Genomic DNA, 26,249 nt, shown 5'->3' on the forward strand with positions numbered 1-26,249 from the left:
TGCCTTCTCGATCCTCGAAAGATTCCTCTCTTCGTCCCGAGCCTGTCGAAGGATGCTCGGGATGACGGCCCGGCAGAAGAAATCCAAACGGAGGAAACGATGTCCCACCGGCTGACGATGCTGGCGGCCTGCGCGCTTGTGGCCATGGCCACAGGGGCCTCGGCGCAGACCCGCGGCGTGACCAAGACCGAGATTGTCCTGGGCTCGCACACCGACCTGTCCGGGGTCGGCTCCGTGTCGGGCTCGGCGTCGGTCAACGGCATGAACCTGCGGTTCGGCGCCATCAACGACCAGGGCGGCATCAACGGCCGCAAGGTGCGCCTCATCGTCGAGGACCACGGCTACCAGGTGCCCAAGGCGGTGCAGGCCTGCAACAAGCTGATCAACCGCGACAAGGTGTTCGCCATCGTGGCGGCCGGCGGCACGCCGATGAACAACGCCTGCTTCAAGGACCAGCTCGCTGCCGGCGTACCGAACCTGTTCCCGTTCTCGGCCGCGCGCTCGATGTACGAGCCGCTCGACCGCCTGAAGTTCGCCAACAGCGCCTCGTACACCGACCAGATGCGGGCGGCCGTGAGCTACTTCGTGAAGGAAAAGGGCAAGAAGGCTGTCTGCGTGATGTACCAGGACACCGATTTCGGCAAGGAGATCCTGGATGGCGGCACGCTGCAGGCCGCGAAGCTCGGTATCAGCCTGAAGGAGATCACGACCCACAAGCCGACCGACCAGGACTTCTCGGCGCCTCTGCTGAAGCTGCGCCAGGCGGGCTGCGATCTCGTCCTGCTGGGCAGCATCACCCGTGACTCGATCGTGCCCTACACCACCGCACGCAAGATGGGCTGGACCGACGTCGACTTCGTGGCCTCCAGCGCCGCCTACGAGGTCGTGGCCGCCACCGCCCAGGGCATGGACGGGTTCTATGCCATGAGCGTCACCAACATCCCCTATGCCGACAGCGCCTCGCCCGAGATCCGCGCCTTCGCCGAGACCTACAAGAAGAAGTTCAATGTCGACCCCAACATGGGCGCCGTCTACGGCTATGTCGCCGCCGACCTCACCGCCACCGGGCTCAAGAATGCCGGCGCCGACCTGACCTCGGACAGCTTCATCAAGGGCATGGAGGCGATCAAGGGCTACAAGGACATCTTCAATGGACCGGCGATCAGCTTCGGCCCCGACATCCGCCAGGGTGCGAACGCCTCCTTCCTGGCGGTCGTGAAGGACGGCCGCTGGTCGCGCATCACCCCAGCGCTCACCTACTGAGACAGGGCCTCGCCGCAGGGCGGCGATGCAGCGCCTGTTGCCCGTGCGCGGGATGACAGCCCGGTCATGGCTTGGGTAAGCTCCGCTTGGCAGCAGCGGAGGAGCAGGATGGCTGGGCGAGTCGCGGGCAAGGTGGCGGTGATCACGGGTGGCGCATCGGGCCTGGGCCTGGCCGCGGCGAAGCTGATGGCGGCCGAGGGCGCCCGGGTGGTGATCACCGACATCCAGCAGGACAAGGGCCAGCAGGCGGCGCGCGAGATCGGCGGCGACGCCCTCTTTCTCGAGCACAATGTCGCCAGCGAATCGAGCTGGACCGTGGCCATCGACCGCACCCTGGAACACTTCGGCAAGATCAACGTGCTGGTGAACTCCGCCGGCATCGCCGGACCCGACGGTTCCATCGAGCAGGTGTCGCTGCGCCAGTTCCAGCGCATGATGGCGGTCAACGCCGAAGGCACCTTCCTGGGCTGCCAGAACGCCGTGCGCGTCATGAAAGGCAACGGCGAGCTGAACTCCATCGTCAACATATCGTCGGTCGCCGGCCTGGTGAGCGGCTGGCAGATGGCGTGCTACAGCCCGTCGAAGGCCGCCGTGCGCCTGTTGACCAAGAGCGTGGCCTTGCACTGCGCGCGCGCCGGCTATCCGATCCGCTGCAATTCCGTGCATCCCGCCTTCATCGACACGCCCATGGTGCAAGGCGGCATCGATGCCGATGCGGATCCGGACAAGGCACGCAAGCGGCTGACGCGCATGGTCCCGATGGGCCGCATCGGCGAACCCAACGACATCGGCTACATGATCCTCTACCTCGCCTCCGACGAATCGAAGTTCACCACCGGCGCCGAGATGGTGGTCGACGGCGGTTGCACGGCGATCTGAGGCCGCGATGACATCTTCCGACGAGTTGGCCGGCCGCGTGGCGATCGTCACCGGCGGCGCCTCCGGCATCGGCGCCGCCTGCGCCCGTCTTCTGGCCGCCTGCGGCGCCGACGTGGTGATCGGCGACGTGCAGGACGGGCCGGGCGCGGCCGTCGCCCGCGACATCGGCGCGCGCGCCTCCTTCCGCCACCTCGATGTCGCCAGCGAGGGCGCCTGGCTGGCCCTGATCGACGACACGCTGGCCCGTCTCGGCCGGCTGGACATCCTGGTCAACAATGCCGGCATCGCCGGGTCGGGCTCGATCGAGGACACCACGGTCGAGGCCTGGGAGCGCACCCACGCGGTCAATCTCGACGGCGTGTTCCTGGGCTGCAAGCACGGGATCGCCGCCATGAAGCGCACCGGGCGCGGCAAGCCGGCGGCCAAGGGCGCCATCGTCAATGTTTCCTCGATCGCAGGCATGGTCGGCGGCGCCGGTCCCTGCGCCTACACCGCCAGCAAGGGCGCGGTGCGGCTGCTGACCAAGAGCGTGGCCCAGCATTGCGCCGAGAAGCGCTACGACATCCGCTGCAATTCGGTGCATCCCGGCGGCATCGACACCCCCATCTTCAATCCGCTGTGGCAGGCGGTCGGCCGCGAAGCCGGCAAGGCGCTGGTCGGCGCGCTGCATCCGGTCGGCCATATGGGCGCGCCGGACGACATCGCCGAAGCAGTGCTCTATCTCGCCTCCGACCGCTCCCGCTTCATGACCGGCGCCGAATTGATCGTCGACGGCGGCATCACGTCCGGCTTCCAGAGGAGAACGCCCCTTGCCGCGCCTTGACGCCAAGACGCTGATCATCACCGGCGGCGCCTCCGGCATCGGCGCCGCCACCTGCCGGCTGGCCGCGGCGGCGGGCGCCACCGTGGTCGTGGCCGACCTGGCAACGCAGGCCGACCATGCCCGTCAGGTGGTTGCCGACAGCGGCCGGCATGCCGTCTTCATGCCCCTGGACGTCACCGTGGAAGCCGATTGGGAACAGCTGGTCGACGACACCGTGGCCCGGTTCGGCCGGCTCGACGGCCTGCTCAACGGCGCCGGCATCGGCATGGCCCAGGACATCGAGTCCTGCTCGCTGGACGACTTCCATCGTGTCTATCGCGTCAACGGCCTGGGCGTCTTCCTTGGCTGCAAGCATGCGGTGCGGGTCATGCGCGCCAGCGGCGGCGGGTCGATCGTGAACATCTCCTCCGTGCTCGGACTGCGGGGCACGGCCGGCACGCCCGCCTACGCCGCCAGCAAGGGCGCCGTGCGGCTGCTCACCAAGAACGTGGCCGTGCACTGCGCCCGGCATGGCTACAATATCCGGTGCAACTCGGTGCACCCCGGCTATATCGAGACCCCGATGATCGCGTCGCGGCTGACCCGCTCGGTCGACAACATGACGGGGCGCCAGCATCTGGAAAACCTGCATCCGATGGGGCGACTGGGCCAGCCGGAGGAGATCGCGCGGCTGGTCCTGTTCCTGCTGTCGGATGAATCGTCGTTCTCGACCGGCGCCGAGTTCGTGGCCGATGGCGGCCTCACGGCCTGATGCCGGACAAAGATGAGGCGGCGACCCGCCGGGGAACGGGTGCGCCGCCTCGATAGGAGCGCCGCCAGCGCGGTGGCGCCTCTACACTGCGGGACCTCCGGGGAGAGGCCATTGACGGTCGGCCCAGCCGGGGAACCGGACCAACCGCCATCACGCACCGCGTGCGTTCGGTGCGCCGCAGGACAATATTACTGGGGCCCTGAGGGCCACCGGCGCCTGAATCCGGCCGGGGAACCAGATCCAGACTACCTTCGCCGGCGCGCCGCGTGCGTTCAGCGCGCTGGTTCGATGAGAGGGGTACGCAGCTCAACCGAACGCTTCAGGACCACTACGCAACGCTGTTGAGGTGAGAAATCAGGTCAGGGACCGCAAGGGCCGCGACATCACGTCCAGATGCTGGACGCCACGACATCGGTGACGAGGCCCCTGCTGCCGGCACGTTCGACGCTATCGACGCGGGCCGCGCAGGTCCGCCACGGGCAATCCTTGTGCAACCATGACTTCTCACTATGGCGTTGAGGGAGACGACCTTACGGTCGAAGATTGATCAACAAATGCCCGAGTATGGGGGAAGGGAATATGGGTGGGCACCCGTCAATCCGTCTTCTGGCGCGCCCGCCAAACCGGTCCGACCGCTCCCTCGACATCACAAAGCTACTGGGCTCGTCCTGTTCCCTCAAACGGAATCGCGTTAAGGGTCCTCAAAAATACTCTTTTTACTAACAACTTGACAAAAACACCTCAAGCCAATCGTAAATTGACACTCCTTTGACGAAAGCTCCGCCACTTCTTGACGGCCACACGCTCACCCCCAATAACTTCACCTGAAATATCAGATGAGAAAACACTATTAAATCAATATAAAAACTCACGAAAACCCGGCCGAATTGGCCGGGTGCCAGATCTTCGACTGACTGGCGCCGTCAGGCTATGGTCACACCTGCGTCAGCGACAATCGTCTGGCCGGTGATGAAGGCGCCGGCCTTGGACGCCAGCATCACGGCGATGCCGCCAATATCGTCGGGCTCACCGATTCGCCGCAGCGGCGCCGTCTGCAACCGCTTGTTGAGGTACTCGGGATTCTCCCACAGCGCGCGAGCGAAATCCGTCTTCACCAGCCCCGGCGCGATGGTGTTGACCCGGATATTGTCGGGCCCCAGCTCGATGGCGAGGTTGCGGGTGAGCGCCATGTCGGCAGCCTTGGAGATGCCGTAGGCGCCCAGCACGGCGGTGCCGCGCAGGCCGCCGATCGACGATACGATGATCACGGCCCCGTCCTTCTTGGCGCGCATGTCCGGCAGGCACATCGTGATCAGCCAGACATTGGACAGGATGTTGTTCCGCATGATCTTGGTGAAGGCCTCGTCCGGCATCTTCTCGGTCGGCCCGTAATAGGGGTTGGACGCGGCGTTGCAGACCACGATGTCGATGGGCCCGAACGCCTTGCGGGTCTCGGCCACCAGCCTCTCGAGCTGGGCTTTCTCGGAAATGTTGCAGCCGACGGCAATCGCCTCGCCGCCCCGCTTGCGGATCCCCTCGGCCACCACCTCGCAGTTGGGCAGCTTGCGGCTGGAGATCACCACCTTGGCGCCCTGCAGCGCGAGCTGCTCGGCGATCGACTGGCCGATGCCCTTGCTCGAGCCGGTGACGATGGCGACCTTGCCGGTGAGGTCGAAAAGCGGCGATGCCATGGATGCTGCTCCGTCTTGGATGGCGTTTCGCGCACCCTGGCCTGCACGCATACCCGGCGCAAGCCTGCCGGCCAGGACCGTTCGTCTGGCGGCTCGCCGCTCTGGGATCGACGGCGTGTTCACGGTATCACGCGGTGGCACGAGCCTTGCGCGCGCTGCTTGCGCCGCAGCATTGACGGCTCGCCGACCACGGCTTAATTGCGGCCTACTGATATAATCAACGTCCGCCCTTCCGGAGGAGAACACCCGATGCTCGGCCTGATGCAGGACCGCCCGCTTCTGATCTCGCAGCTCATCGACTTCGCCGCCGATTTCCACGGCGACACCGAGATCGTCTCGCGGACCGTCGAAGGGCCGATCCACCGCTACACCTACAGCGACGCCCACCGGCGCGCCAAGCAGGTGTCCGAGGCCCTGGCCGGGCTGGGCATCCGCCAGGGCGACCGGATCGGAACCCTGGCCTGGAACGGCTACCGGCATTTCGAGCTCTATTACGGCATCTCTGGCATGGGCGCGGTATGCCACACCATCAACCCGCGCCTGTTTCCCGAGCAGATCGCCTATATCGTCAACCACGCCGAGGACCAGCTCCTCTTCGTGGACATCAACATCCTGCCGCTGGTCGAGAGCCTGGCGCCGCAGCTCAAGACGGTGCGCCACATCGTGGCCATGACCGACCGCGCCCACCTGCCGGCCGACATCGATATCCCCAACCTGCTGGTCTATGAGGAGCTGATCGGCGGCCAGCCCGGCACCTTCGAGTGGCCGGTCTTCGACGAGCGCACCGCCTCGTCGCTGTGCTACACCTCGGGCACCACGGGCAACCCCAAGGGCGTGCTCTACCACCACCGCTCGACCATCCTGCACGCCTACGCCAGCGCCCTGCCGGACGGCATCGGCATCTCGGCGCGCGACTCGGTGCTGCCGGTGGTGCCGATGTTCCATGTCAACGCCTGGGGCCTGCCTTATTCCGGCTGCCTGTCGGGCGCCAAGCTGGTGTTCCCCGGCGCTGCCCTGGACGGCGCCAGCCTCTACGAGCTGTTCGAGGCCGAGGGCGTGACCATCACCGCCGGCGTGCCCACGGTCTGGCTGCTGCTGCTGCAGCACCTGCAGGCCAAGAAGCTCAAGCTCTCGACCCTGCGCAAGTCGGTGATCGGCGGCTCGGCCTGCCCGCCGGCCATGATCGAGACATTCAAGCGCGACTACGGCGTGGACGTCCTGCATGCCTGGGGCATGACCGAGATGAGCCCGCTGGGGACGGTCAACACGCCCAAGGCCAAGCACCGGAAGATGTCCGAGGCCGAGCAGAACGCGGTCAAGGCCAAGCAGGGTCGCGTGCTGTTCGGCGTCGAGATGAAGATCGTGGACGACAGCGGGAAGGCGCTGCCGCGCGACGGCAAGGCCTTCGGCGACCTGCTGGTGCGCGGCCCCTGGATCACGTCGGGCTATTTCAAGGACGAGGGCGGCAACCCGCTGCGCGACGGCGGCTGGTTCCCCACCGGCGACGTGGCCACCCTCGATGCCGACGGCTACATGCAGATCACCGACCGGTCCAAGGACGTGATCAAGTCGGGCGGCGAATGGATCAGCTCGATCGACCTGGAGAACGCCGCCATGGCGCACCCCGCCGTGGCCGAGGCGGCCGTGATCGGCATCCACCATCCCAAGTGGGACGAGCGCCCGCTGCTGATCATCCAAAAGAAGGCCGGGGCCGACGTCGACAAGGATGCCTTGCTGGGCTTCCTCAAGGACAAGGTCGCCAAGTGGTGGCTGCCCGATGACGTCACCTTCGTCGACTCGATCCCGCACACGGCCACCGGCAAGATCCTCAAGACGCGCCTGCGCGAGGACTTCAAGGACTACAAATTGCCGACGGCGTGAAAGGGGATTGATCAATGCGATTTCCGTCGTCCCGAGCGAAGCCGTGCGCAGCGCGGCGTAGTCGAGGGACCTTCGAGAAGCCGAACGGCTGCTGAAACGTGGATCACATGCTGGCTTCGGGCGCCAAGTCTTCCCATTCGGGGTTGACGGAGTCAATCAATGCGACCTTCTTCTCGCGGCGCCAGCGTTTGATCTGCTTTTCCCTTGCAATCGCGTCCGGAGCCGTCTCGTGAGCTTCGACGTATACAAGGCAGCGGATGTTGTACTGAGCCGTGTGCTCGACCCGTCCCAGACGATGCTCGATGAGCCGCCTTTCCAGGTTGGTCGTCACGCCGACGTAGATGGCTCGCCGGTTAGGGCTAGCCAGAATGTAGACTGCCGGTTGGCGCTTCCCGTCGAACATCGAGGTCGTAGCTTCGAACACCTCGATCGTGGTGGCAAGGTCCCTCGACTGCGTCGCCGGGTGAGCGCCTACTTGGTGCTCATTACCCGGATGGGTCCACTGCGCTTTCGTCATCCCGACCAGGGCCCGAAGGGCCGCGTGGAGGGACCTTGCTTCAACAACAACGTCCTAGATTGTGCAAACAAGGTCCCTCGACTGCACCGCGCTCCGCGCGGCTCCGCTCGGGACGACGGCTACGTGCGCCTTCCAATCACAAACGCCAGGGAGAGACCATGCTTGGCCTGATGCAGGATCGTCCGCTGTTGATCTCGCAGATCATCGACTTCGCCGCCGACTACTACGGCGACGTCGAGATCGTGTCGCGCACGATCGAAGGTCCGATCCATCGCTACACCTATCGCGACGCCAACCGGCGCGCCAGGCAGCTGGCCGAGGCCCTGCAGGGGCTGGGCATCAAGCTCGGCGACCGGGTCGGCACCGTGGCCTGGAACGGCTACCGGCATTTCGAGCTGTACTTCGCCGTGTCGGGCATCGGCGCCGTGCTGCACACGCTCAATCCGCGACTTGCGCCGGACCATGTCGCCTATATCGCCAACCATGCCGAAGACCAGGTGATCTTCGTCGACCTGAACCTGCTGCCGGTGGTCGAGAACGTGATCGGCCAGCTCAAGACCGTGCGCCATGTCGTGGTGATGACCGACCGCGCGCACATGCCGGCGCAGAGCAAGATCGCGAACCTGCTGTGCTACGAGGAGCTGATCGCCGACAAGCCCGGGACTCTGGAGTGGCCGCTGTTCGACGAGCGCACCGCCTCCTCACTCTGCTACACCTCGGGCACCACCGGCAATCCCAAGGGCGTGCTCTACAGCCACCGCTCGACGCTGCTGCACTCGATCATGATGACCAGCGGCGCGGTGCTGGGGCTCAACCCCGACAACACGGTCCTGCCCGTGGTGCCGATGTTCCATGCCAACGCCTGGGGCCTCGTCTATGGCTGCCCGATGAGCGGCTGCAAGCTCGTCTTCCCCGGCCACCAGCTCGACGGCGCCAGCGTCTATGAGCTGCTGGACAAGGAGGACGTCGATCTCAGCGCCGGCGTGCCGACGGTATGGCTGGGGCTGCTGAACTACTGCGACCAGAACGGCAAGAAGCTCACCAGGATGAAGCGCACGCTGATCGGCGGCTCGGCCGTGCCGCGCGCCATGATCGCCCGCTTCTGGAACGATCACCAGGTCGAGGTGGCGCAGGGCTGGGGCATGACCGAGATGAGCCCCGTAGGCACGCTCACGCGCTTCAACCGAGGCGAGCGGTCGCTGCCCGACGATGCGCGCTTCGACATCATCGCCAAGCAGGGCCGGCCGGTGTTCGGCGTCGAGATGAAGATCGTCGACGACGAGGGCACCACCCTGCCCAACGACGGCAAGGCCAGCGGCAACCTGATGGTGCGCGGCCCGTGGATCGTCAGCGGCTACATGAAAAGCGAAGGCACCGGCGCCTTCACCAAGGACGGCTGGTTCCACACCGGCGACGTGTCGAAGCTGGAGCCGGACGGCTCCATGGTGATCACCGACCGCTCCAAGGACGTCATCAAGTCGGGCGGCGAATGGATCAGCACCATCGACCTGGAGAATGCCGCCATGGGCCATCCGGCCGTGGCCGAGGCCGCCGTGATCGGCGTGCATCATCCCAAGTGGGATGAGCGGCCGCTGCTGATCGTGCAGCTCAAATCGGGCGTCGATGCCGGCAAGCAGGAGATCCTCGACTTCGTCAAGGACAAGGTCGCCAAGTGGTGGCTGCCCGACGACGTCGCGTTCGTCGACGCCATCCCGCACGGCGCCACCGGCAAGGTGCTGAAGACCGAGCTGCGCCGTACGTTCAAGGACTACACCCTGCCGACGGCGTAGCGGCGATGGATGACCGCCCCCGCATCCCGGCCTGGGCGGATGTGGGGTTGTGGCGGATCGGCGCGGCGCCCCTGCTGTACCAGGCCTACACCCGGGCCGGCTGGGTGCTGGTGGCCCAGCTGGTGGCGCTGGGCGCCATCTGGATCAGCGTCACCAAGCTCCCTGATCCGTCCACGGCCGAGGTCGTCATCCTTGCAGCGGCGATCGCGGCCGCGATGGTGTTCAGCGCCGTCCAGGTCGGCCTGGTGTGGCTGGCCAGCGCCCGCAACGCGCAACGGGAGCCGGCGTCGACGCGCTGGCTCAGCACCGGGCTGGCAGCCGTCGTGCTAGCCGCCAGCGGGCTCGTCACCTACGAGAAGACCGTGCCGTCCGTCGTCGAGCTCTGGCACATCGCGCATGGCGACACGGCGTTGCGCGACGGCGTCATGGCCGTGTCGGACGACGGCACGCAGCTCTTCTTCTCCCGCACCTTTTCAGTGGGGACGGCCGATGAGTTCAAGCGTCTGCTGCGCTCGGCCGCCAAGGTCACGACGGTCCACCTGCAAAGCCCGGGCGGCCGCCTGGGCGAGGCCGTCGAGATCTATGCCGCCATCCGCGCCCGCCGGCTCGACACCGTCGTTGATACCTTCTGCCTGTCGGCGTGCACCATCGCCTATCTCGGCGGCAGCACGCGCCGCATGCGCCAGGGCGCCAGGCTCGGGTTCCACGGCGCCGCCTTTCCCGGCCTGCCGCAGTCGGAGCTCGACAAGACCAATCGCGGCATGCTGCGCTTCCTGGTCTCGGCCGGCGTCGATGTCGACTTCGCCGAACGCGCCACCAATACACCGGCCGAGTCCCTGTGGATTCCGTCGCCGGCCGAGCTCATCGACGCCGGCGCCGTCCACCAGGTCATCCCCTAGGCGTCAGCCAGCCCGACGCCCGACGCCGCCTGTCGGCGGGCCAGAGCCATCCACCTGCCCTATCGGTTTCCGATCGCCGACACGTCAAACGGTGTCGTCTGGTAGAGCTGGTTGATCCAGTTGCCGAACAACAGGTGAGCCTGGCTGCGCCAGCGGTTCTCCGGCTGGCAACTGGGATCGTCGTTGGGGAAGTAGTTCTTCGGCGGGGTGATCTGCTTGTTGACCGCAACGTCGCGGAAGTACTCCTCGCCGAGCGAGCTGGAGTCGTATTCGATGTGATTGAACATGTGCAGCGATCTGTGCGCGGGATCGTCAAGCAAGCACAGCCCCGCCTCGTCCGACTCCATCAGCACGCTCATTGCGGTGTCCGCCGGGATGTCCTCGCGGCGAATCTCGGTCCAGCGGGACACCGGGATCGAGAAATCGTCGGAGAAGCCGCGCAGATAGGGCGAGGTCGGGGCGAGATTGCGGTGGCGGAAGACTCCGAACGCCTTTTGGACCAGTTGGTGCTTGGGAATGCCGTGGAAGTGGTTGATCGCCGCCTGCGCGCCCCAGCAGATATTGAAGCAGCCATGCACGTGGGTCTGCGTCCAGTCGAAGACCCGCCGCAGCTCGTCCCAGTAGGTCACCTGCTCGAACGGCATGGTCTCCACGGGAGCGCCGGTGACGATGAAGCCGTCGAACTTCTCGGACCGGACGTCCTCCCAGTCGCGATAGAATGAAATGATATGCTCGCTGGGCGTATTGCGCGCGACATGGTTGGTCATCTTAACCAGGGTAAGCTCCACCTGCAGCGGCGTCGCGCCCAGCAGCCGCGCGATCTGCGTCTCCGTCCTGATCTTGTTGGGCATCAGGTTGAGCAGGCCGATGCGCATGGGACGAATGTCCTGGCGCACCGCATCCGTCTCACGCATCACCATGACCCCTTCCGCGTCCAGCGTGGCACGGGCGGGCAGATCATCAGGTATCTTGATCGGCATCGACTCAATCTCACTTCCCCGATTGCAGGGCTTTCGCCCGTGCTTGTACCGCACGCAGACGCACTGGTAGCCAGAATTCAAGTCAGGGCGACACCGAGAAACTCCTTCTGCAGCGCCGCCCGCTATCGCGCCGCCCGGCTGGCCGTGCTAAGCGGGCTTGCATATGCACATAAGCGCTTTTCGCGGCGCGAAACAATACGAGGGAATGCGAGCCATGAGCGATGCAGCCATTCTTCGTTCGACCGATGGCGAGGTCGGAATCCTGACCGTCAACAACCCGCCGGTGAACGCGCTCAGCGCTGCGGTGCGCACCGGGCTCGGCGACGGCATCAAGGCGTTCGCGGGCGATCCTGCGATCAAGGCCATCGTCGTGATCGGCGGCGGCCGCACCTTCATCGCCGGCGCCGACATCCGCGAGTTCGGCAAGCCGCCGTCCGGCACGTCGCTGCATGACGTGATCGCGGCGATGGAGGACTGCCCCAAGCCGGTCGTGGCGGCGCTGCACGGCACCGCTCTGGGTGGCGGCCTGGAGACGGCGTTCGGCGCCCATTACCGCATCGCCGTGCCGCAGGCGCGCGTCGGCCTGCCGGAGGTGCATCTCGGGCTGCTGCCGGGCGCCGGCGGCACGCAGCGCCTGCCGCGCTTGGCCGGCGCCGAGTTTGCGCTCGAAGCGATGGTGTCGGGCCGGCACATCCCGGCCAAGGAAGCGCTGAGCAGGAACATCGTCGACAAGGTCGCCGACGGCGACCTGCTGGCCGCCGCCGTCGCCTATGCCCGTGAGCTGGTGGCCCAGGGTGCGCCGCTGCGCCGCATCCGCGACCTGCCGGTGAAGCTCGGCAGCCCGACGGCGATTGAGGACTTCGCCAAGTCAATCGCGCGCAAGGCCCGCGGCTTCAAGGCGCCGTGGAACATCATCAAGACGGTGCAGGCCGCTGTCGACCTGCCGTTCGACGAGGGCATGAAGCGCGAGCGCGAGCTGTTCGCGGAGCTGCTCACGTCGAGCGAATCGGCGGCGCAGCGCCACTACTTCTTCGCCGAGCGCGAGGCCGCCAAGGTGCTCGACGTGCCGGCCGACACGCCGCAGCGCGAGATCAAGGCGGGTGGCATCATCGGCTGCGGCACGATGGGTGGCGGCATCGCCATGAACTTCGCCAATGCCGGCATCCCGGTCACCGTGCTGGAGACCAGCCAGGAGGCGCTGGACCGCGGCATGAAGGTGATCCGCACCAACTACGAGAACACCGCCAAGCGCGGCGGGCTGACGGCGGACCAGGTCGAGCAGCGCATGGCGCTGATCAAGCCGACGCTTTCCTATGACGACCTCAAGGACGCCGACGTCATCATCGAGGCGGTGTTCGAGACCATGGAGGTCAAGGAGGGCGTGTTCACGAAGCTGGACGCGATTGCCAAGCCGGGCGCCATCCTCGCCACCAACACCTCGGGCCTCGACGTCAACCAGATCGCCAACTACACCAAGCGGCCGAGTGACGTGATCGGCATGCACTTCTTCTCGCCGGCCAACGTGATGAAGCTGCTGGAGAACGTGCGCGGCAAGGCGACGTCCAAGGACGTCATCGCCACGGTCATGTCGCTCAGCAAGAAGATCGGCAAGATCCCGACCCTGGTCGGCGTCTGCGAGGGCTTCGTCGGCAACCGCATGCTGCGCCAGCGCGGCGTGCAGTCGGCCTACATGCTGGAGGAAGGCGCCCTGCCGCAGCAGGTCGACAAGGTGATCTTCGACTTCGGCTTTCCGATGGGCCCGTTCCAGATGAGCGACCTGGCGGGCAACGATGTCGGCTGGCGCATCCGCCAGGGCAAGAAGGAGAAGGAGCAGCGCAACGTCCGCTACACCGGCTATGTCGCCGACGCGATCTGCGAGCTCGGCCGCTTCGGCCAGAAGACCGGCGCCGGCTACTACAAATACAACCTGCCCGACCGCAGCCCGATCCCCGATCCCGAGGTCGAGAAGCTCATCGAGGAGACCTCGAAGAAGCTGGGCATCACCCGGCGCGCCTTCTCCGACCAGGAGATCCTCGAGCGCTGCCTCTATCCGATGGTGAACGAGGGCGCCAAGATCCTCGAGGAAGGCATGGCGCAGCGGGCGCTCGACATCGACGTGATCTGGGTCAACGGCTACGGCTGGCCGGTGTACCGCGGCGGGCCGATGTGGTGGGCCGACAACGTCGTGGGCCTGAAGGCGGTGCACGATGCGCTGCTGAAGTACCGCGACATGTCGGGCGACCCGTTCTGGGAGCCGGCGCCGCTGCTGAAGAAGCTGGTGCAGGAGAACCGGAAGTTCTCCAGCCTTTGAGCATTGTCCGTTCTCCCCGCCTTCGCGGGTCGAAGGAAGTAGGCTACAGTCGACCATCACAGTCAGGAGGGAATCTTATGGACGCCGTTATCGTATCGACCGCACGCACCCCGATTGGCAGGGCTTTCCGCGGCGCTTTCAATGACACGCACGGCGCTGACCTCGGCGCCCATGTCATCAAGCACGCCGCCGAGCGCGCCAAGGTCGAGCTGGGCGAGATCGAGGACGTGATCCTCGGCTGCGGCGCACCGGAAGGCACCACCGGCATGAACGTGGCCCGCGTGGCGGCAATGCGGGCCGGCGCGCCGGTCAGCGTCTCGGGCGTCACCGTCAACCGGTTCTGCTCGTCGGGCTTGCAGACCATCTCGATGGCCGCCCAGCGCGTGCTGATCGACAAGGTGCCGGTGATGGTCGCCGGTGGGCTGGAGTCGATCTCGCTGACGCAGGGCCAGAGCAACCGCCACCGCCTGGTCAACGATTGGGTGATGGAGAAGCGGCCGGGCATCTACCACTCGATGATCCAGACCGCCGACACCGTGGCGGGCCGCTACAAGATCAGCCGCGAAGCGCAGGACGAGTATGGGCTGCAGAGCCAGATGCGCACTGCCGCCGGCCAGCAGGCCGGCAAGTTCGATGACGAGATCGTTGCCATGGAATCGGTCATGGTCGTCACCGACAAGAACACCGGCGAGACCTCTAAGAAGACGGTGAAACTGGCCAAGGATGAAGGCAACCGGCCCGATACCAACCTGGAAGGTCTCAGCAAGCTGCAGCCGGTGATGGGTCCGGACAAGTGGATCACCGCCGGCAACGCCAGCCAGCTGTCCGATGGCGCCTCTGCCGCCGTGGTCATGAGCGATGCCGAGGCGGCCAAGCGCGGGCTCACGCCGCTGGGCATCTACAAGGGCCTGGTCGTCGCCGGCTGCGAGCCGGACGAGATGGGCATCGGGCCGGTCTACGCTGTGCCGCCGCTGCTGAAGCGCTTCGGCCTCACCATGGACGACATCGACCTGTGGGAGCTGAACGAAGCCTTCGCGGTGCAGGTGCTCTATTGCCGCGACAAGCTCGGCATCCCCAATGACAAGCTCAACGTCAACGGCGGCTCGATCTCGATCGGCCATCCCTTCGGCATGACCGGCGCCCGTTGTGTCGGCCATGCCCTGATCGAGGGCCGCCGCCGCAAGGCCAAGAACGTGGTCGTCACCATGTGCATCGGCGGCGGCATGGGCGCGGCCGGCCTGTTCGAGGTGGTAAACTGAGGCACGGCCTGCGGGCAACAGGTACGGAGGGCGGGACCGCAGGGTCCTGCCCTTTTTCTGTCGCCCCTTCGGGACTACGTTCAATGCTCGCGCAGCGCGCGATGCATCGAATCCCGTAGCGGCTTGGTCAGATAGGCCAGCAGGGTCTGGCTGCCGGTCCGGATCGTGGCCTCGACCGGCATGCCGGGATAGAGGCTCATGCCCTCGGGCAGCGGCGAGCCCGGATCGACCACGATGCGCAGCAGGTAGAAAGCCGCGTTGGTCTGCGGATCGTTCATGCGGTCGGCCGAGACGTTGACGACACTGCCCGCGAGCGCCGGCGTGGAGCGCTGATTGAACGCGGTGAAGCGCAGCTGCACCGACAGCCCCGCCTGCACCACGTCGATGTCGTTGATCGGCATGCGCGCCTCGACGACAAGGGCTTCCTCACCCGGCACGATCTCCATGATCGTCTCGCGCGGCGGCACGACGCCGCCGATGGTGAACACCTTCAGCCCCTGCACGCGGCCGGCGACGGCGGCGCGGATCTCGGTACGCTGCAGCACGTCCTCGGCGGCGCGCAGCTTCTCGCGCAGGTCGAAGATGCGCGTCTCCTCGTCGCGCAGCTTCTGGACGGCGTCTGACAGGAACTGCGCCCTCAGGTCCAGCACCCGCATCTCGTTCTCGCCGATCGATTGCTGGCCACGGGCGATATGCGCGACGTTCTGCGCCCGCTGGCCTTCGATGCTGGCGGCCTGCCGCTGCAGCGCCAGCAGCCGCGGCTTGCGCTCCAGGCCCTTGGCGACCAGCGCCTGGACATCGGCCATCTCCTCGCGGATCAGCCGCAGCTGCAGGTCCTCGGCCCGGATCTCGTCGGCGACGCCGCGCAGCTCCTCCTCGACCTGGCCGGTGCGCTGCCGCAGGATGCGGATCTGACCCTCGAGCTGCTCGCGGCGGGCCTCGAAGATCCGCCGCTCGGCCCGCACCATGTCGGCTGTCGTGGCATTGTCGTCCGCCAGCTCGGGCGGAAACGCGATGCTGGCCAGCAGGTCGCGCTCCGCCTTCAGCCGTGCCTGCAGCGCCAGCGAGGCCAGGAGCTGGCCGCGCAGCCGCTCGACGACGGATCGTGCCTGCGTCTGGTCGAGCTGCACCACAAGCTGGCCGGCCGCGACCGTGTCGCCGTCCCGCACCAGCAGCCGCGCCACGACCCCGCCTTCGAGATGCTGCACCGCCTTGCGGTTGGTGTCGACGACGACGATGCCGGGCGCGATCGCCGCGCTCTGCAGCGGCACCAGCGCCGACCAGCCGATGAGGCCGCCTGCGAACAGGATGCCCAGCGCCAGCGCGAAGCGCAGCGGCCCGCGCACGCCCATGGCGTGCGTCGTCACCTCGGGGTTCGTAGCCATGGGCGCCGGCTCACGCATGGTCCGGCTGGGCCACCATGTACCGCTGCGTGCCATCAATCGCTCCCCGCCGCCGTGGCGACGCTCTGCAGCCGTCCCCGCGCCGTCGCCGGCACCAGGGCCGGCAGCAGCTCGTCGCGCGGGCCGAACGCCTCCACCCGCCCCTCGCGCAGGTTCAGCACCTTGTCGATCCCGGCCGTGAGCGACAGCCGGTGCGTCACCAGCACCACGCTCACCCGACGCTGCCGCAAAGCGCGCAGCGCCGCGATCAGCGCCTGCTCGCCGTCGGGGTCGAGGTTGGCATTGGGCTCGTCGAGCACGACCAGGCGTGGATCGCCGAACAGCGCCCGCGCCAACCCGATGCGCTGGCGCTGTCCGCCGGACAGCGCGACGCCATCCGGGCCCAGCATCGTGGCGTAGCCCTGCGGCAGCCTCAGGATGGTCTCGTGCGCGCCAGCCAGGATCGCGGCCTCGACCACGGCCCCATCGGACGCATCGCCGAAGCGCGCGATGTTGTCACGCACCGTGGCATTGAACAGCTCGACATCCTGCGGCAGGTAGCCGACATGGTGTGCCTTGTCGGCCAGCGCCCAGCTGTCGATTGCCGCCCCGTCCAGGCGCACCGCGCCCAGCTGCGGCGCCAGGCTGCCCACCAGCAGGCGCAGCAAGGTCGTCTTGCCGGCGCCGGACGGGCCGACGATCGCCAGGCTTTCGCCGGCCGCCAATGTGAACGATGCCTGGCGGATGATCGGATCGCGCGCCGCGCCGCCGGCATAGCTCACCTTGTCCGCGACCAGGGTGCCGGCGGGCCGCGGCAGGTGGATGCGCTCGACCGCGCCGGCGCCGCTGCGCAGCAGGGCCTTCACCCGCTGCCACGCCATCTGCGCGGCGACGATCGAACGCCATGCGCCGATCGCCTGCTCCGGCGGCGCCACGGCACGCGCCACGATGATGGATGCCGCCACCATCGTGCCGCCGGTCAGCTCGCCGCGGATGGTGAGATAGGCGCCCAGCGCCAGCGACGCGACCTGCAAGCTCATGCGCACGAGCCGCGCCAGCGCCGCCAGCGCCGCCGTGCGGCCGCCGGCGCGCGCCTGCGGCACCAGGGCGGCCTCGTTGAGGCGCTGCCAGCGCGCCACGAATTGCGGCAGCATGCCCATCGCCAGCAGCGCATCGGCATTGCGCACGGCGGCGTCGGCTTCGCCCATGGCGCGCAGCGCGCTCTGGCCGGCCTCCCTGACCTGGGCACGGATCGCCAGCTCGTTGGCCACCGCTATCATCACCAGCAGCGCGCCGCCGGCGACGCCGCACCAGCCCAGCCAGGGATGGATGAGGAAGACGACGGCATAGAACAGGATGCTCCAAGGCGCATCAAGCAGCGGCCAGATGCCGCCACCTGCGAACAGGCCGCGCACGACGGCAAGGTCGCGCAGCGCCGGCACGCCGCGGCCGGCGTTGATGCCCGACGCCTGGGGCGCAGTCACCGTCGCCTGGATCAGCGCGCCGGCAAGCTCGCGTTCGAGCCACGCGCCCAGGCGCAGCCCCACAGTGGCGCGCACGTGGTCGAGCAGGCCCAGAACGACCAGCGCCCCCACGGCCATGACCGTGAGATAGATCAGGGTGTCGACATGCCGCGCGGCAATGACGCGATCGTAGACCTGCAGCATGTAGAGCGGGCTGGTCAGCATCAGCAGGTTGAGGCCGGCGCTGACGACGAAGGTCCAGAACAGGACCATATGCGTCGCGCGCCGCAACCGGCTCAGGGTCTGTTCAGAAGGATGCGACACGGTGGGGATCCTGCGCGATCGGCTGTCACGTCCTGGAAAAAAGGGCGGAAGGGGGAGAAACATCACCGTCGGCAGAGCGGGCGTCCGGTGAGCCTCCCCCTTCCGGGGCTTCGCGTGTCGGGGGGATCTGGGCCGCGAAGCACCTAAAGCGATCAGGCCAGCATGAAATCGCCGGCGTGCAGCGCGCTGACCGAAAGATGGTTCAGCGTGATGCGATCGCCGCCGTGGCCGAAATCGATCACGACATTGCCGTTGACGTCCTGGGCGTGCGCCAGCACGGCGCTGAAGTCGGTGGCGCCGGCGATGTGGCTCAGGTCGAGCCGATCGCCGCCACCGGCCTGGAAGTCCTGGATGACGACCTCGCCGCCGATGAAAACGTCCTGGCCGCCGCCGCCGATCAGCACGTCGTCACCGGCACCGCCGATCAGGGTATCGTTGCCGGCGCCGCCGATCAGGATGTCATTGCCGGCACCACCGTCGAGCGTCAGCCCGATCGTCGCCGGCATCGTCGACGCGTCGATGACATCGTCGCCATTGCCGGCATTGATCACCAGCCGGTCGACACCTGCATCGGCATGCGCGATCGAGACCTGCGCGGCAAGGCCGTTCACTTGCACGCTGTCGCCGCTCTGGGACACGACGGCCACATCGGCGCCGCTGGTGGCGTTGACCGTGACGGTGTCCTGCTGGCCGTCGCCTGTCGTGCCGCCGGGCACGCCGGCGAGATCGATCGCAACCTGCGTGACGTCGGTGCCGCTGAGGTCATTGACGGTGATGCTGTCGGCCCCGCCACGCGCCTCGAACTCGATGCGCTCGACGTCGTTGAGGTCCATGGTGATGTTGGCGACGTCACGGGTGAACAGGGCGCGCCCACCATTGGCCGAGATGTCGATGCGCTCGTTGATGTTCGCGCCATCGAAGTCGAGCGTGTCGAACCCGCCCTGGCCCTCGACAATGTCGCTGCCGTCGCCCGGCGCCCAGGTGAACCGGTCGTTGCCGGCTCCCATCAATGCCACATCGTTGCCGCGACCGCCGACGATCAGGTCGTCGCCGGCACCGCCGATGATGAGATCGTTGCCGTCGCCGCCCAGCAGCTGCAGGCCGATGCTGCCGGCGGTCACACCGCTGGCGTCAATGACGTCATCGCTGGCGAGCCCGTTGACGACGAGCTGGTCCGTTGCCTCGGCGTGATCGATCGTCACCTGCGCGGCAAGGCCGGCCACGCTCACGATGCCACCGCTCACGGCCACCGCGATCGTGTCGCTGCCGGCGGTGGCGTTGACCACCACCCGGTCGACCTGGCCGTCGCCTGCCGTGCCGCCTGGCGTGCCCGCGAGGTCGATCGACACGTGCGTCACGTTGGTGCCCGTCAGGTCATTGACCGTGACGGTGTCGGCACCGCCCAGGGCGTCGAACGCGATGCGCTCGACGTCGTTGAGATCCATGGTGATGTTGGCGACATCGCGGAAGAAGCGCGCACGCTCGCCGTTGGCCGAGATGTCGATGTTCTCGCTGACATTGGCGCCCACGAAATCCAGCGTGTCGGTGCCGGTTCCGCCTTCGACCACGTCGCTGCCGTCACCCGGCGCCCAGATGAAGCGGTCGTCACCGGCGCCCAGCAGAGCCGTGTCGTCGCCGCGGCCGCCGGTCACAACGTCGTTGCCGTCGCCGCCGATCAGCAGGTCGGCCCCGGCGCTGCCGACCAGCGTGTCGTTGCCGGCGCCGCCATCGAGCGTAAGGCCGAGCAGCCCGGCCTGCAGCACGCTGGCGTTGATGGTATCGTCGCCGCCCTGCCCGTTGATCACCAGCGCATCGGTCGCGTCGGCATGGTCGATGGTGACCTGCGCCGCCAGACCGCTCACCGTGACGACCGATCCGGCAGCGCTCACCGCGATCTGATCGCCGGCACCGCTGCCGTTGATGGTGATGCTGTCCACCTGCCCGTCGCCTGTCGTGCCGCCGGGCACGCCGGCGAGATCGATCGCGACCTGCGTGACGTCGGTGCCGCCGAGGTCGTTGACGGTGATGCTGTCCGCGCCGCCTCGCGCCTCGAACTCGATGCGCTCGACGTCGTTGAGGTCCATGGTGATGTTGGCGATGTCCCGGGTGAACCGGGCGCGCTCACCGTTGGCCGAGATGTCGATGCGCTCGTTGATGTTCGCGCCGTCGAAGCCGAGCGTGTCGAACCCGCCCTGGCCCTCGACAATGTCGCTGCCGTCTCCCGGCGCCCAGGTGAAGCGGTCGTTGCCGGCGCCCATGAGCGCCACGTCGTTACCGCGGCCGCCGACGACGAGGTCGTCGCCGGCGCTGCCGATGAGGCAATCATCGCCGTCGCCACCCAGCAGCTGCAGGCCGATCCGGCCCGCCGCCAGGCCGCTGGCGTCGATGGTGTCGGCACCCAGGCCGCCGTTGATCACAAGCTGGTCAGTGGCATCGGCGTGATCGATCGTCACCTGGGCGGTGAGGCCGCTCACGACGACCGTGCCGCCGCTGGTCGTGACACTGATCATGTCATCGCCAGCCGTGGCATTGACCCTGACGGTGTCGACCTGGCCGTCGCCGATGGTCCCGTTCGGCACGCCGGCGAGGTCGATCGCCACGGTCCGCACGTCGGTGCCGCTGAGATCGTTGACGGTGATGGTATCGGCGCCGCCCAGCGCATCGAAGGCAATGCGCTCGACGTCATTGAGGTCCATGGTCACATTGGCGATGTCGCGGAAGAAGCGCGCACGCTCGCCGTTGGCCGAGATGTCGATATTCTCGCTGACATTGGCGCCCAGGAAATCCAGCGTGTCGGTGCCGGTTCCGCCTTCGACCACGTCGCTGCCGTCACCCGGCGCCCAGATGAAGCGGTCGTCACCGGCGCCCAGCAAGGCCGTGTCGTCGCCGCGGCCGCCGGTCACGACGTCGTTGCCGTCGCCGCCGATCAGCAGGTCGGCCCCGGCGCTGCCGACCAGCGTGTCGTTGCCGGCGCCGCCGTCGAGCGTCAGCTGCATCGTCCCGGCGGGCAGCGCGCTGGCATTGATGGTATCGTTGCCGCCCAGGCCGTTGATCACGAGCTGGTCGGTCGAGTCGGCGTGATCAATGTTCACGACCGCCGCAAGGCCGCTCACCGTGATGACCGATCCGGATGCGGCCACCGTGATCTGATCGCTGCCACCGCTGCCGTTGACCGTGACGGTGTCGACCTGCCCGTCACCCGCCGCGCCGCCCGGCACGCCCGCCAGATCGATCACAACCTCGCGCACATCGGTGGCGGCGAGGTTGCCGACCGTGATGCGGTCCGCGCCGCCCAGCGCCGTGAACTCGATGCGCTCGACGTTGGTGAGGTCCATCGTGACGCTGGCGACATCGCGGGTGAAGCGGGCCTGCCCGCCATTGGCCGAGATGTCGATGGTCTCACTGACGTTCGCGCCGTTGAACGCCAGCGTGTCGTTGCCGCTGCCGCCATCGACGAAGTCGCTGCCATCGCCCGGCGACCAGATGAAACGGTCGTTGCCGCTGCCGAGGAACGCAACATCATTGCCGCGGCCACCGGTGACGACGTCATTGCCGCCACCGGCGAAGATGAGATCGGCCCCGTCGCCGGCATCGATCGTGTCGTTGCCGTTGCCTGCGAGAATCAGGTCCGATTCGGCCGACGGAAGCGGCGCGCCGATCGTGATCACGCTCGCCGAGACAAAGCCCGGCATGATGGTCTCGCCTGCGTTGGTGCCAATGAAGATACCCATGTCGATCCATCTCCTCGGGGGTCAGGGAGTCATCGAGCCACGGCCCGCAGGCCACTCATCGCTGTGTCATCGCTGACGCAGTGCGCGCGCCAACCGCGACAGATCTTCGAGAACGATCTCCGGAGTGCCGTCGCATCGAATGAACGGCCTATGTCCGGTGACGACGTCGTAAACGGCATTTCGATGCGCTGCATTCCGATCGATGCGCAAAAGATTTGCGTGATGTCATTCATCGGCCTCCTCATCGATCGGAGCAGTTGCGCCTATGCGTGCGATCTGAACACACGATTGCGCCGCGTATTCCGCGCCTGCGTCAGATGATTGAATCGATGCCGGGTGATCGATCGGATGCTGCGAAAGACATGAACCGTCGCGTAACGATCTCACTCCGGACGCTGCCTGCGCCCTTGAGAAGCACAGGCAATCCAGACGGGAAGACGAGCACTGCTGGAACGCCGGCGCCAGGATCCTTGCCGTCACTTGATGAAGAAGACCCCGGGCGTTTGCACCGTCGTCTTCATCCGTGAAGCGATCGACGCAAATCCGGAGCTGCCGGCCCGATCAAGTTCGCGACCGCTCTTCGAGCAGCTCATCAGAGCGCATGGATCTCGCCGCTTGCCTCGATCTCGACCGGGTACCCTTCGAGGGACGCGGGTATCCCAGCCCTCAGCTCCGGTGTGATCGCTGCCACCATCACGACCAGGACCGGTTGACCGGCTCGCTCGCCGACGCCCATGCCTGTGACACCGGGAACCGCAAGCAGCCGGTCCTGATGCTTGTCGAGCACTTCTTCGATCGTCATCGCTGCGCCTCCGCCTGACCGGCGGTCCTTCCGCACGAGCGCACCATCATATAGTCCGGCCGCTGGGCGATGAACAGGGCAAGGGCCGCGATCGACCGTTCACTGGCGCTCGCCCGATGGTCCGCGCACGCCAACCTGGCCGCCGCTCACGCAGTCGGCGCGCGCGAACGCCGCTGCGGCGGTCAGAACACGATGGTGACGCCGAAGGCGCCCAGAACCGGCTGGATCATGTTGCAGAACGTCGTGTTGCTGGCCGCGTTGCCGGCAAACAGCAGCCCCACCGGCTGGTTCTGCGGCAAGGTGGTCACCAGCGATCCGGAGTCGCCGCGATCGCTGAAGATGCCGCCAAGTCCGCGTACCCTGAACTGGCGCGCGAAGCGCGCGACGCCGCCCAGCGGAGCATAGCTCACGTTGACCGTGGTGTTGACGAGGTCGATGATGCCGCGTCGATACTGCGTGGTGCGACCGCTCTTCTGCACGAGCATGTTGAGCGCCGGCAGAGCGAGCGGCGGCGCAAAGGGCTGCAGCACCCCGCCGGGCCGCAGGACACGCCGGTTGACCAGGGCCGGGCTCGTGCGCGCAATGGCGGTGTCCACGACATTGATGGCGCCGGCGGCGAAATTGATCGGCACGAACTGAGTCAGCCGGGCAATGATGTCGTTGGGGCAGACGCCGCCGTCGAGGCGGCCCGGCTGTGGAATGCCGGCGTTGAGCGGCGACGTGTTGACCAATGCCATCACGTGGTTGTTGGACAAGATGAACAGCTGACCGGCGCGCGTGACCAGGCAGCCGAGCGTGCCTGCCATGATACGCGTGCAGTTGCCGATGGAAACGCCGCACGGGGCCGGGCGCCGCCGCGCCGTGAACAGCTGGGCACGGATCTCGCCGCTCTCGTCCACGTCCGTGGCGACGCCGCCCAGCGACTGCGGCACGAGAGCTTCCGAGGCTACTTCTCCCGGATTGAGCTTTTCCTTGACCAGGACTTTGACAACCAGTTGACCGGTCGAAAATCCACCCACCTCCTTCTCGCCGATTCCGACACCGACGATGTTGCCCACCCCTGACGCCTCATCCGCCGCGACGGCGGCGGTCTGCACGGCAAGATCGGGCATGAGCCGTTGTTCCAGCTCGTCGCGCGCCTGCAGGAGCGATTTCAGCTGGTCCTCGCTGGCGGAAAGCCCCCCAAGCGCTTCGATCCCCGCGGCAGCCTCGGCCGCCGGCTCCTGCATGACGTCGAATTCCTCGAACTTTCCATCTTCGCCCTTCGCGACGTCGTAGTCTTCAAATTCTGGCATGACGCACCTCCATATGACGTGGATCGGCCCGACTGAACGGTCGGGTCCTACAACTCAGGACGGTGCTGCTCATCCCCGGAGGACAAACAATCGCGATAGGCCGTTGTCTTGATCGCACGGCCAGCTCTATCAGCGATTGCGCATGGCAGTATAGTACAACTCACCCGGTCTTGAAATCAGTATTTCCGCAGGGCGGTGCTTTTCTGTGGCATCGCAAGTGTGCCCGGTAGTTTATTTCCTGCGTCGCCTGCCACGCCCCGACGCAGACGTTCGAGGGCGAGCGACTTATTCCGCTTTCATCGCCTTGCGCTTCCACAACTCCCATGGCCGCATGACCTGCCCGTCGATGGTCTCGGCGGCTTTCTCCGCCTCTTCAGGAGTCAGGAACGTCACCGTGCCGAGCCGCATCGCCTCGGCTTGCAGCCGGGCGTTCATCTCTGTGTAGACGGCGCGAAAGACCACTTGCGGGATCGAATTGCCCACGGTCACCGATCCATGGCCACGCATCAGCGCCACCGTGTGACTGCCCAGCACCTGGGCCAGCGCCCGACCCAGCGCGGCATTGCGCACCAGCAGGTCGGTGCCCGCGCCGGCCACGTCGCGGATCTCGAACACCGGCACGTCGGTGCCGAGGAACGCGCTCATGTGGTAGATCGGTTGCAGCCTGGCACGGGCCACCCCGAAGGGGATCACCGACGGCGAATGGCTGTGGATCACCGCTTTCACGTCCGGCCGCAGTTTGTAGATCTCGCCGTGGATGAAGCGCTCGAGATAGATGCGCCGGCCGCGCAGGTCGACGGCATTGCTGTCGAGGTCGAACTCCATGATGTCCTCGGCCTTGACCAGAGCCGGCGCGATGTTGCGCGCCATCAGGTAGCGGTTGGGATCCTTGTCGTGGCGCACGCTGATATGCCCGAACCCGTCGACCACACCCTGGTCGAACAGGATGCGGTTGGCGGCAACGAGATCCTCGACCAGTCCGGCATCGGGCACGGCTGTCTGCGCCGTGCCGCTGGCCGGCGAAAGCCAGGCCGCAACGAAGAGAACAAGGGCGTGCTGGATCAGCCGCATGGTCATCTCCCTCTGGCGTACTCTTCCGCCGGCTGCCAAGTCTGATCCCGACAGCCGGCCAGGACCAGCATGACAAGAGGCTTCGCCGCTTGCGGTCCGGCTGGAAGCGGCCCTACGATCCGCGCGACACCACTGCCCGGCCGCCACGGAGAGTCCCATGCATCGTCTATTGGCTGCGGTCGCCTGGGCTGCGGCGCTGGCGCTGGCGTCAACCAGCGCCAGCGCGCAATCCTATCCAACCAGGCCCATCACGCTGGTGGTGCCTTTCTCGGCCGGCGGACCGACGGACACGCTGGCGCGCATCCTGGCCGACCGCCTGGGCCGCACCCTGGGTCAAACGGTGGTCGTCGACAACACCACCGGCGCTGCCGGCAGCGTCGGCGTCGGCCGCGTCGCACGGGCGGCGCCGGATGGCTACACGCTCGGCATCGGCCACTGGAGCACGCATGTCGTCAACGGCGCCGTCTACAAGCTGCCCTACGACCTGCTCAACGACTTCGAGCCGGTGGCCTTGGTCGCCAGCAACCCGCAGCTGCTGGTCGGCAAGAAGGCCGTGGCCGCCAAGAACCTCAAGGAGCTGGTGGCCTGGGTCAAGGACAACCCGGACAAGGTGACGGTCGGCACCGCCGGCGTCGGCGCCGCCTCGCATGTCAGCGGCGTCTATTTCGAGCAGAAGATCGGCGGCAAGGTTCAGTTCGTCCCCTATCGCGGCGCCGCGCCGGCGATGCAGGACCTCATCGCCGGCCAGATCGACATCATGTTCGACCAGGCGGCGAACTCGATCCCGCAGGTGCGCGCCGACAAGATCAAGGCCTATGCCGTGACCGCCAGAAAGCGGCTGGCGGCGGCGCCCGAGATCCCGACTGTCGACGAGGCCGGCCTGCCCGGCCTCTATATCTCGGTGTGGCACGGGCTGTGGCTGCCCAAGGGCGTCTCCAGGGACATCGTCGCCAGGCTCAACGCCGCGGTCGTGGAAGCCGTGTCCGACCCGGTGGTGCGTGAGAAGTTCGCCGCCCTGGGCCAGGAGATCCCGCCGCCGGCCCAGCTCACGCCCGAGGCGCTGCATGCCTATCACAAGGCCGAGATCGATCTCTGGTGGCCGCTGATCAAGACGGCCGGTATCAAGGTGGAGTGAGC

19 protein-coding genes are annotated in these 26,249 nt (G+C 67.0%); 10 read left to right on the forward strand and 9 right to left on the reverse strand.

The window, feature by feature from the left end:
* Positions 1–99: 99 nt before the first annotated feature.
* From FHP25_RS21660 to FHP25_RS21675, 4 genes are all read left to right on the forward strand, one after another.
* Entirely contained in the window at positions 100–1,263 is a 1,164-nt protein-coding gene (locus FHP25_RS21660) for an ABC transporter substrate-binding protein (protein ID WP_147849053.1), read from the forward strand.
* Positions 1,264–1,371: 108 nt separating this feature from the next.
* Positions 1,372–2,142 (forward strand): glucose 1-dehydrogenase, encoded by a 771-nt coding sequence (locus tag FHP25_RS21665; RefSeq protein ID WP_147849054.1) that lies wholly within the window; start codon positions 1,372–1,374, stop codon positions 2,140–2,142.
* 7 nt (positions 2,143–2,149) lie between these two features.
* The gene (locus tag FHP25_RS21670; RefSeq protein ID WP_147849055.1) at positions 2,150–2,965 is read left to right on the forward strand and encodes a glucose 1-dehydrogenase; all 816 of its coding nucleotides are present in this window, start codon (positions 2,150–2,152) and stop codon (positions 2,963–2,965) included.
* A complete protein-coding gene (locus tag FHP25_RS21675) occupies positions 2,952–3,716 on the forward strand; it encodes a glucose 1-dehydrogenase (RefSeq protein WP_147849056.1) in 765 nt (254 codons plus the stop codon). The genes FHP25_RS21670 and FHP25_RS21675 overlap by 14 nt, the downstream gene beginning before the upstream one ends.
* A gap of 923 nt (positions 3,717–4,639) precedes the next feature.
* Here FHP25_RS21675 and FHP25_RS21680 read toward each other — a convergent pair.
* Complete coding sequence (locus FHP25_RS21680) at positions 4,640–5,407, reverse strand: SDR family NAD(P)-dependent oxidoreductase (protein WP_147849057.1); 768 nt, start codon at positions 5,405–5,407, stop codon at positions 4,640–4,642.
* Between the two features lie 249 nt (positions 5,408–5,656).
* Between FHP25_RS21680 and FHP25_RS21685 the strand changes: the two genes are divergently transcribed.
* Positions 5,657–7,288, forward strand: coding sequence for a 3-(methylthio)propionyl-CoA ligase (locus FHP25_RS21685; protein WP_147849058.1), 1,632 nt, complete (start codon positions 5,657–5,659; stop codon positions 7,286–7,288).
* A 103-nt stretch (positions 7,289–7,391) separates the two neighbouring features.
* Here the strand turns inward: FHP25_RS21685 and FHP25_RS21690 are convergent, their stop codons facing one another.
* Positions 7,392–7,805: a GIY-YIG nuclease family protein gene (locus FHP25_RS21690; protein WP_331461697.1), complete on the reverse strand. Its 414-nt coding sequence runs from the start codon at positions 7,803–7,805 to the stop codon at positions 7,392–7,394.
* A 158-nt stretch (positions 7,806–7,963) separates the two neighbouring features.
* Between FHP25_RS21690 and FHP25_RS21695 the strand changes: the two genes are divergently transcribed.
* Positions 7,964–9,595: a 3-(methylthio)propionyl-CoA ligase gene (locus FHP25_RS21695; protein ID WP_147849059.1), complete on the forward strand. Its 1,632-nt coding sequence runs from the start codon at positions 7,964–7,966 to the stop codon at positions 9,593–9,595.
* A gap of 5 nt (positions 9,596–9,600) precedes the next feature.
* Positions 9,601–10,494 carry a COG3904 family protein gene (locus tag FHP25_RS21700; RefSeq protein WP_147849060.1) on the forward strand — a complete coding sequence of 298 codons (894 nt, stop codon included), beginning with the start codon at positions 9,601–9,603 and terminating at the stop codon, positions 10,492–10,494.
* Positions 10,495–10,553: 59 nt separating this feature from the next.
* Here the strand turns inward: FHP25_RS21700 and metA are convergent, their stop codons facing one another.
* On the reverse strand, positions 10,554–11,474 hold the full coding sequence (metA, locus tag FHP25_RS21705) for a homoserine O-acetyltransferase MetA (protein ID WP_147849061.1): 921 nt from the start codon (positions 11,472–11,474) through the stop codon (positions 10,554–10,556).
* Between the two features lie 214 nt (positions 11,475–11,688).
* Between metA and FHP25_RS21710 the strand changes: the two genes are divergently transcribed.
* Complete coding sequence (locus tag FHP25_RS21710; protein WP_147849062.1) at positions 11,689–13,785, forward strand: 3-hydroxyacyl-CoA dehydrogenase NAD-binding domain-containing protein; 2,097 nt, start codon at positions 11,689–11,691, stop codon at positions 13,783–13,785.
* A 77-nt stretch (positions 13,786–13,862) separates the two neighbouring features.
* A complete protein-coding gene (locus FHP25_RS21715) occupies positions 13,863–15,044 on the forward strand; it encodes an acetyl-CoA C-acyltransferase (protein WP_147849063.1) in 1,182 nt (393 codons plus the stop codon).
* A gap of 80 nt (positions 15,045–15,124) precedes the next feature.
* On the opposite strand, the gene FHP25_RS21720 is transcribed toward FHP25_RS21715, so the two are convergent.
* The 6 genes from FHP25_RS21720 to FHP25_RS21745 all read right to left on the reverse strand — a co-directional run bounded on the left by FHP25_RS21720 (position 15,125) and on the right by FHP25_RS21745 (position 25,112).
* Positions 15,125–16,429: an HlyD family type I secretion periplasmic adaptor subunit gene (locus tag FHP25_RS21720; RefSeq protein WP_178133685.1), complete on the reverse strand. Its 1,305-nt coding sequence runs from the start codon at positions 16,427–16,429 to the stop codon at positions 15,125–15,127.
* 53 nt (positions 16,430–16,482) lie between these two features.
* Positions 16,483–18,213: a type I secretion system permease/ATPase gene (locus tag FHP25_RS21725; RefSeq protein WP_178133686.1), complete on the reverse strand. Its 1,731-nt coding sequence runs from the start codon at positions 18,211–18,213 to the stop codon at positions 16,483–16,485.
* Positions 18,214–18,365: 152 nt separating this feature from the next.
* Positions 18,366–21,944, reverse strand: coding sequence for a beta strand repeat-containing protein (locus tag FHP25_RS21730; protein ID WP_147849066.1), 3,579 nt, complete (start codon positions 21,942–21,944; stop codon positions 18,366–18,368).
* A gap of 592 nt (positions 21,945–22,536) precedes the next feature.
* Positions 22,537–22,746 (reverse strand): hypothetical protein, encoded by a 210-nt coding sequence (locus FHP25_RS21735; RefSeq protein WP_147849067.1) that lies wholly within the window; start codon positions 22,744–22,746, stop codon positions 22,537–22,539.
* A 182-nt stretch (positions 22,747–22,928) separates the two neighbouring features.
* Complete coding sequence (locus tag FHP25_RS21740; RefSeq protein ID WP_147849068.1) at positions 22,929–23,975, reverse strand: chymotrypsin family serine protease; 1,047 nt, start codon at positions 23,973–23,975, stop codon at positions 22,929–22,931.
* Between the two features lie 351 nt (positions 23,976–24,326).
* Complete coding sequence (locus FHP25_RS21745; protein WP_147849069.1) at positions 24,327–25,112, reverse strand: class II aldolase/adducin family protein; 786 nt, start codon at positions 25,110–25,112, stop codon at positions 24,327–24,329.
* A gap of 157 nt (positions 25,113–25,269) precedes the next feature.
* Between FHP25_RS21745 and FHP25_RS21750 the strand changes: the two genes are divergently transcribed.
* A complete protein-coding gene (locus tag FHP25_RS21750) occupies positions 25,270–26,247 on the forward strand; it encodes a tripartite tricarboxylate transporter substrate-binding protein (protein ID WP_147849070.1) in 978 nt (325 codons plus the stop codon).
* Positions 26,248–26,249: the final 2 nt, after the last annotated feature.

Source organism: Vineibacter terrae (assembly GCF_008039615.1).
GTDB classification, from domain to species: domain Bacteria; phylum Pseudomonadota; class Alphaproteobacteria; order Reyranellales; family Reyranellaceae; genus Vineibacter; species Vineibacter terrae.

What these genes read in the sequence shown, in the direction of transcription:
- FHP25_RS21695 (WP_147849059.1), top strand. Translation starts at nt 7,964, where the DNA reads ATGCTTGGCCTGATGCAGGATCGTCCGCTGTTGATCTCGCAGATCATC.
- metA (WP_147849061.1), bottom strand. Translation starts at nt 11,474, where the DNA reads ATGCCGATCAAGATACCTGATGATCTGCCCGCCCGTGCCACGCTGGAC.
- FHP25_RS21720 (WP_178133685.1), bottom strand. Translation starts at nt 16,429, where the DNA reads ATGGCTACGAACCCCGAGGTGACGACGCACGCCATGGGCGTGCGCGGG.
- FHP25_RS21660 (WP_147849053.1), top strand. Translation starts at nt 100, where the DNA reads ATGTCCCACCGGCTGACGATGCTGGCGGCCTGCGCGCTTGTGGCCATG.
- FHP25_RS21670 (WP_147849055.1), top strand. Translation starts at nt 2,150, where the DNA reads ATGACATCTTCCGACGAGTTGGCCGGCCGCGTGGCGATCGTCACCGGC.
- FHP25_RS21715 (WP_147849063.1), top strand. Translation starts at nt 13,863, where the DNA reads ATGGACGCCGTTATCGTATCGACCGCACGCACCCCGATTGGCAGGGCT.
- FHP25_RS21745 (WP_147849069.1), bottom strand. Translation starts at nt 25,112, where the DNA reads ATGCGGCTGATCCAGCACGCCCTTGTTCTCTTCGTTGCGGCCTGGCTT.
- FHP25_RS21710 (WP_147849062.1), top strand. Translation starts at nt 11,689, where the DNA reads ATGAGCGATGCAGCCATTCTTCGTTCGACCGATGGCGAGGTCGGAATC.
- FHP25_RS21730 (WP_147849066.1), bottom strand. Translation starts at nt 21,944, where the DNA reads ATGGGTATCTTCATTGGCACCAACGCAGGCGAGACCATCATGCCGGGC.
- FHP25_RS21700 (WP_147849060.1), top strand. Translation starts at nt 9,601, where the DNA reads ATGGATGACCGCCCCCGCATCCCGGCCTGGGCGGATGTGGGGTTGTGG.
- FHP25_RS21685 (WP_147849058.1), top strand. Translation starts at nt 5,657, where the DNA reads ATGCTCGGCCTGATGCAGGACCGCCCGCTTCTGATCTCGCAGCTCATC.
- FHP25_RS21740 (WP_147849068.1), bottom strand. Translation starts at nt 23,975, where the DNA reads ATGCAGGAGCCGGCGGCCGAGGCTGCCGCGGGGATCGAAGCGCTTGGG.
- FHP25_RS21690 (WP_331461697.1), bottom strand. Translation starts at nt 7,805, where the DNA reads ATGACGAAAGCGCAGTGGACCCATCCGGGTAATGAGCACCAAGTAGGC.
- FHP25_RS21680 (WP_147849057.1), bottom strand. Translation starts at nt 5,407, where the DNA reads ATGGCATCGCCGCTTTTCGACCTCACCGGCAAGGTCGCCATCGTCACC.
- FHP25_RS21750 (WP_147849070.1), top strand. Translation starts at nt 25,270, where the DNA reads ATGCATCGTCTATTGGCTGCGGTCGCCTGGGCTGCGGCGCTGGCGCTG.
- FHP25_RS21665 (WP_147849054.1), top strand. Translation starts at nt 1,372, where the DNA reads ATGGCTGGGCGAGTCGCGGGCAAGGTGGCGGTGATCACGGGTGGCGCA.
- FHP25_RS21735 (WP_147849067.1), bottom strand. Translation starts at nt 22,746, where the DNA reads ATGACGATCGAAGAAGTGCTCGACAAGCATCAGGACCGGCTGCTTGCG.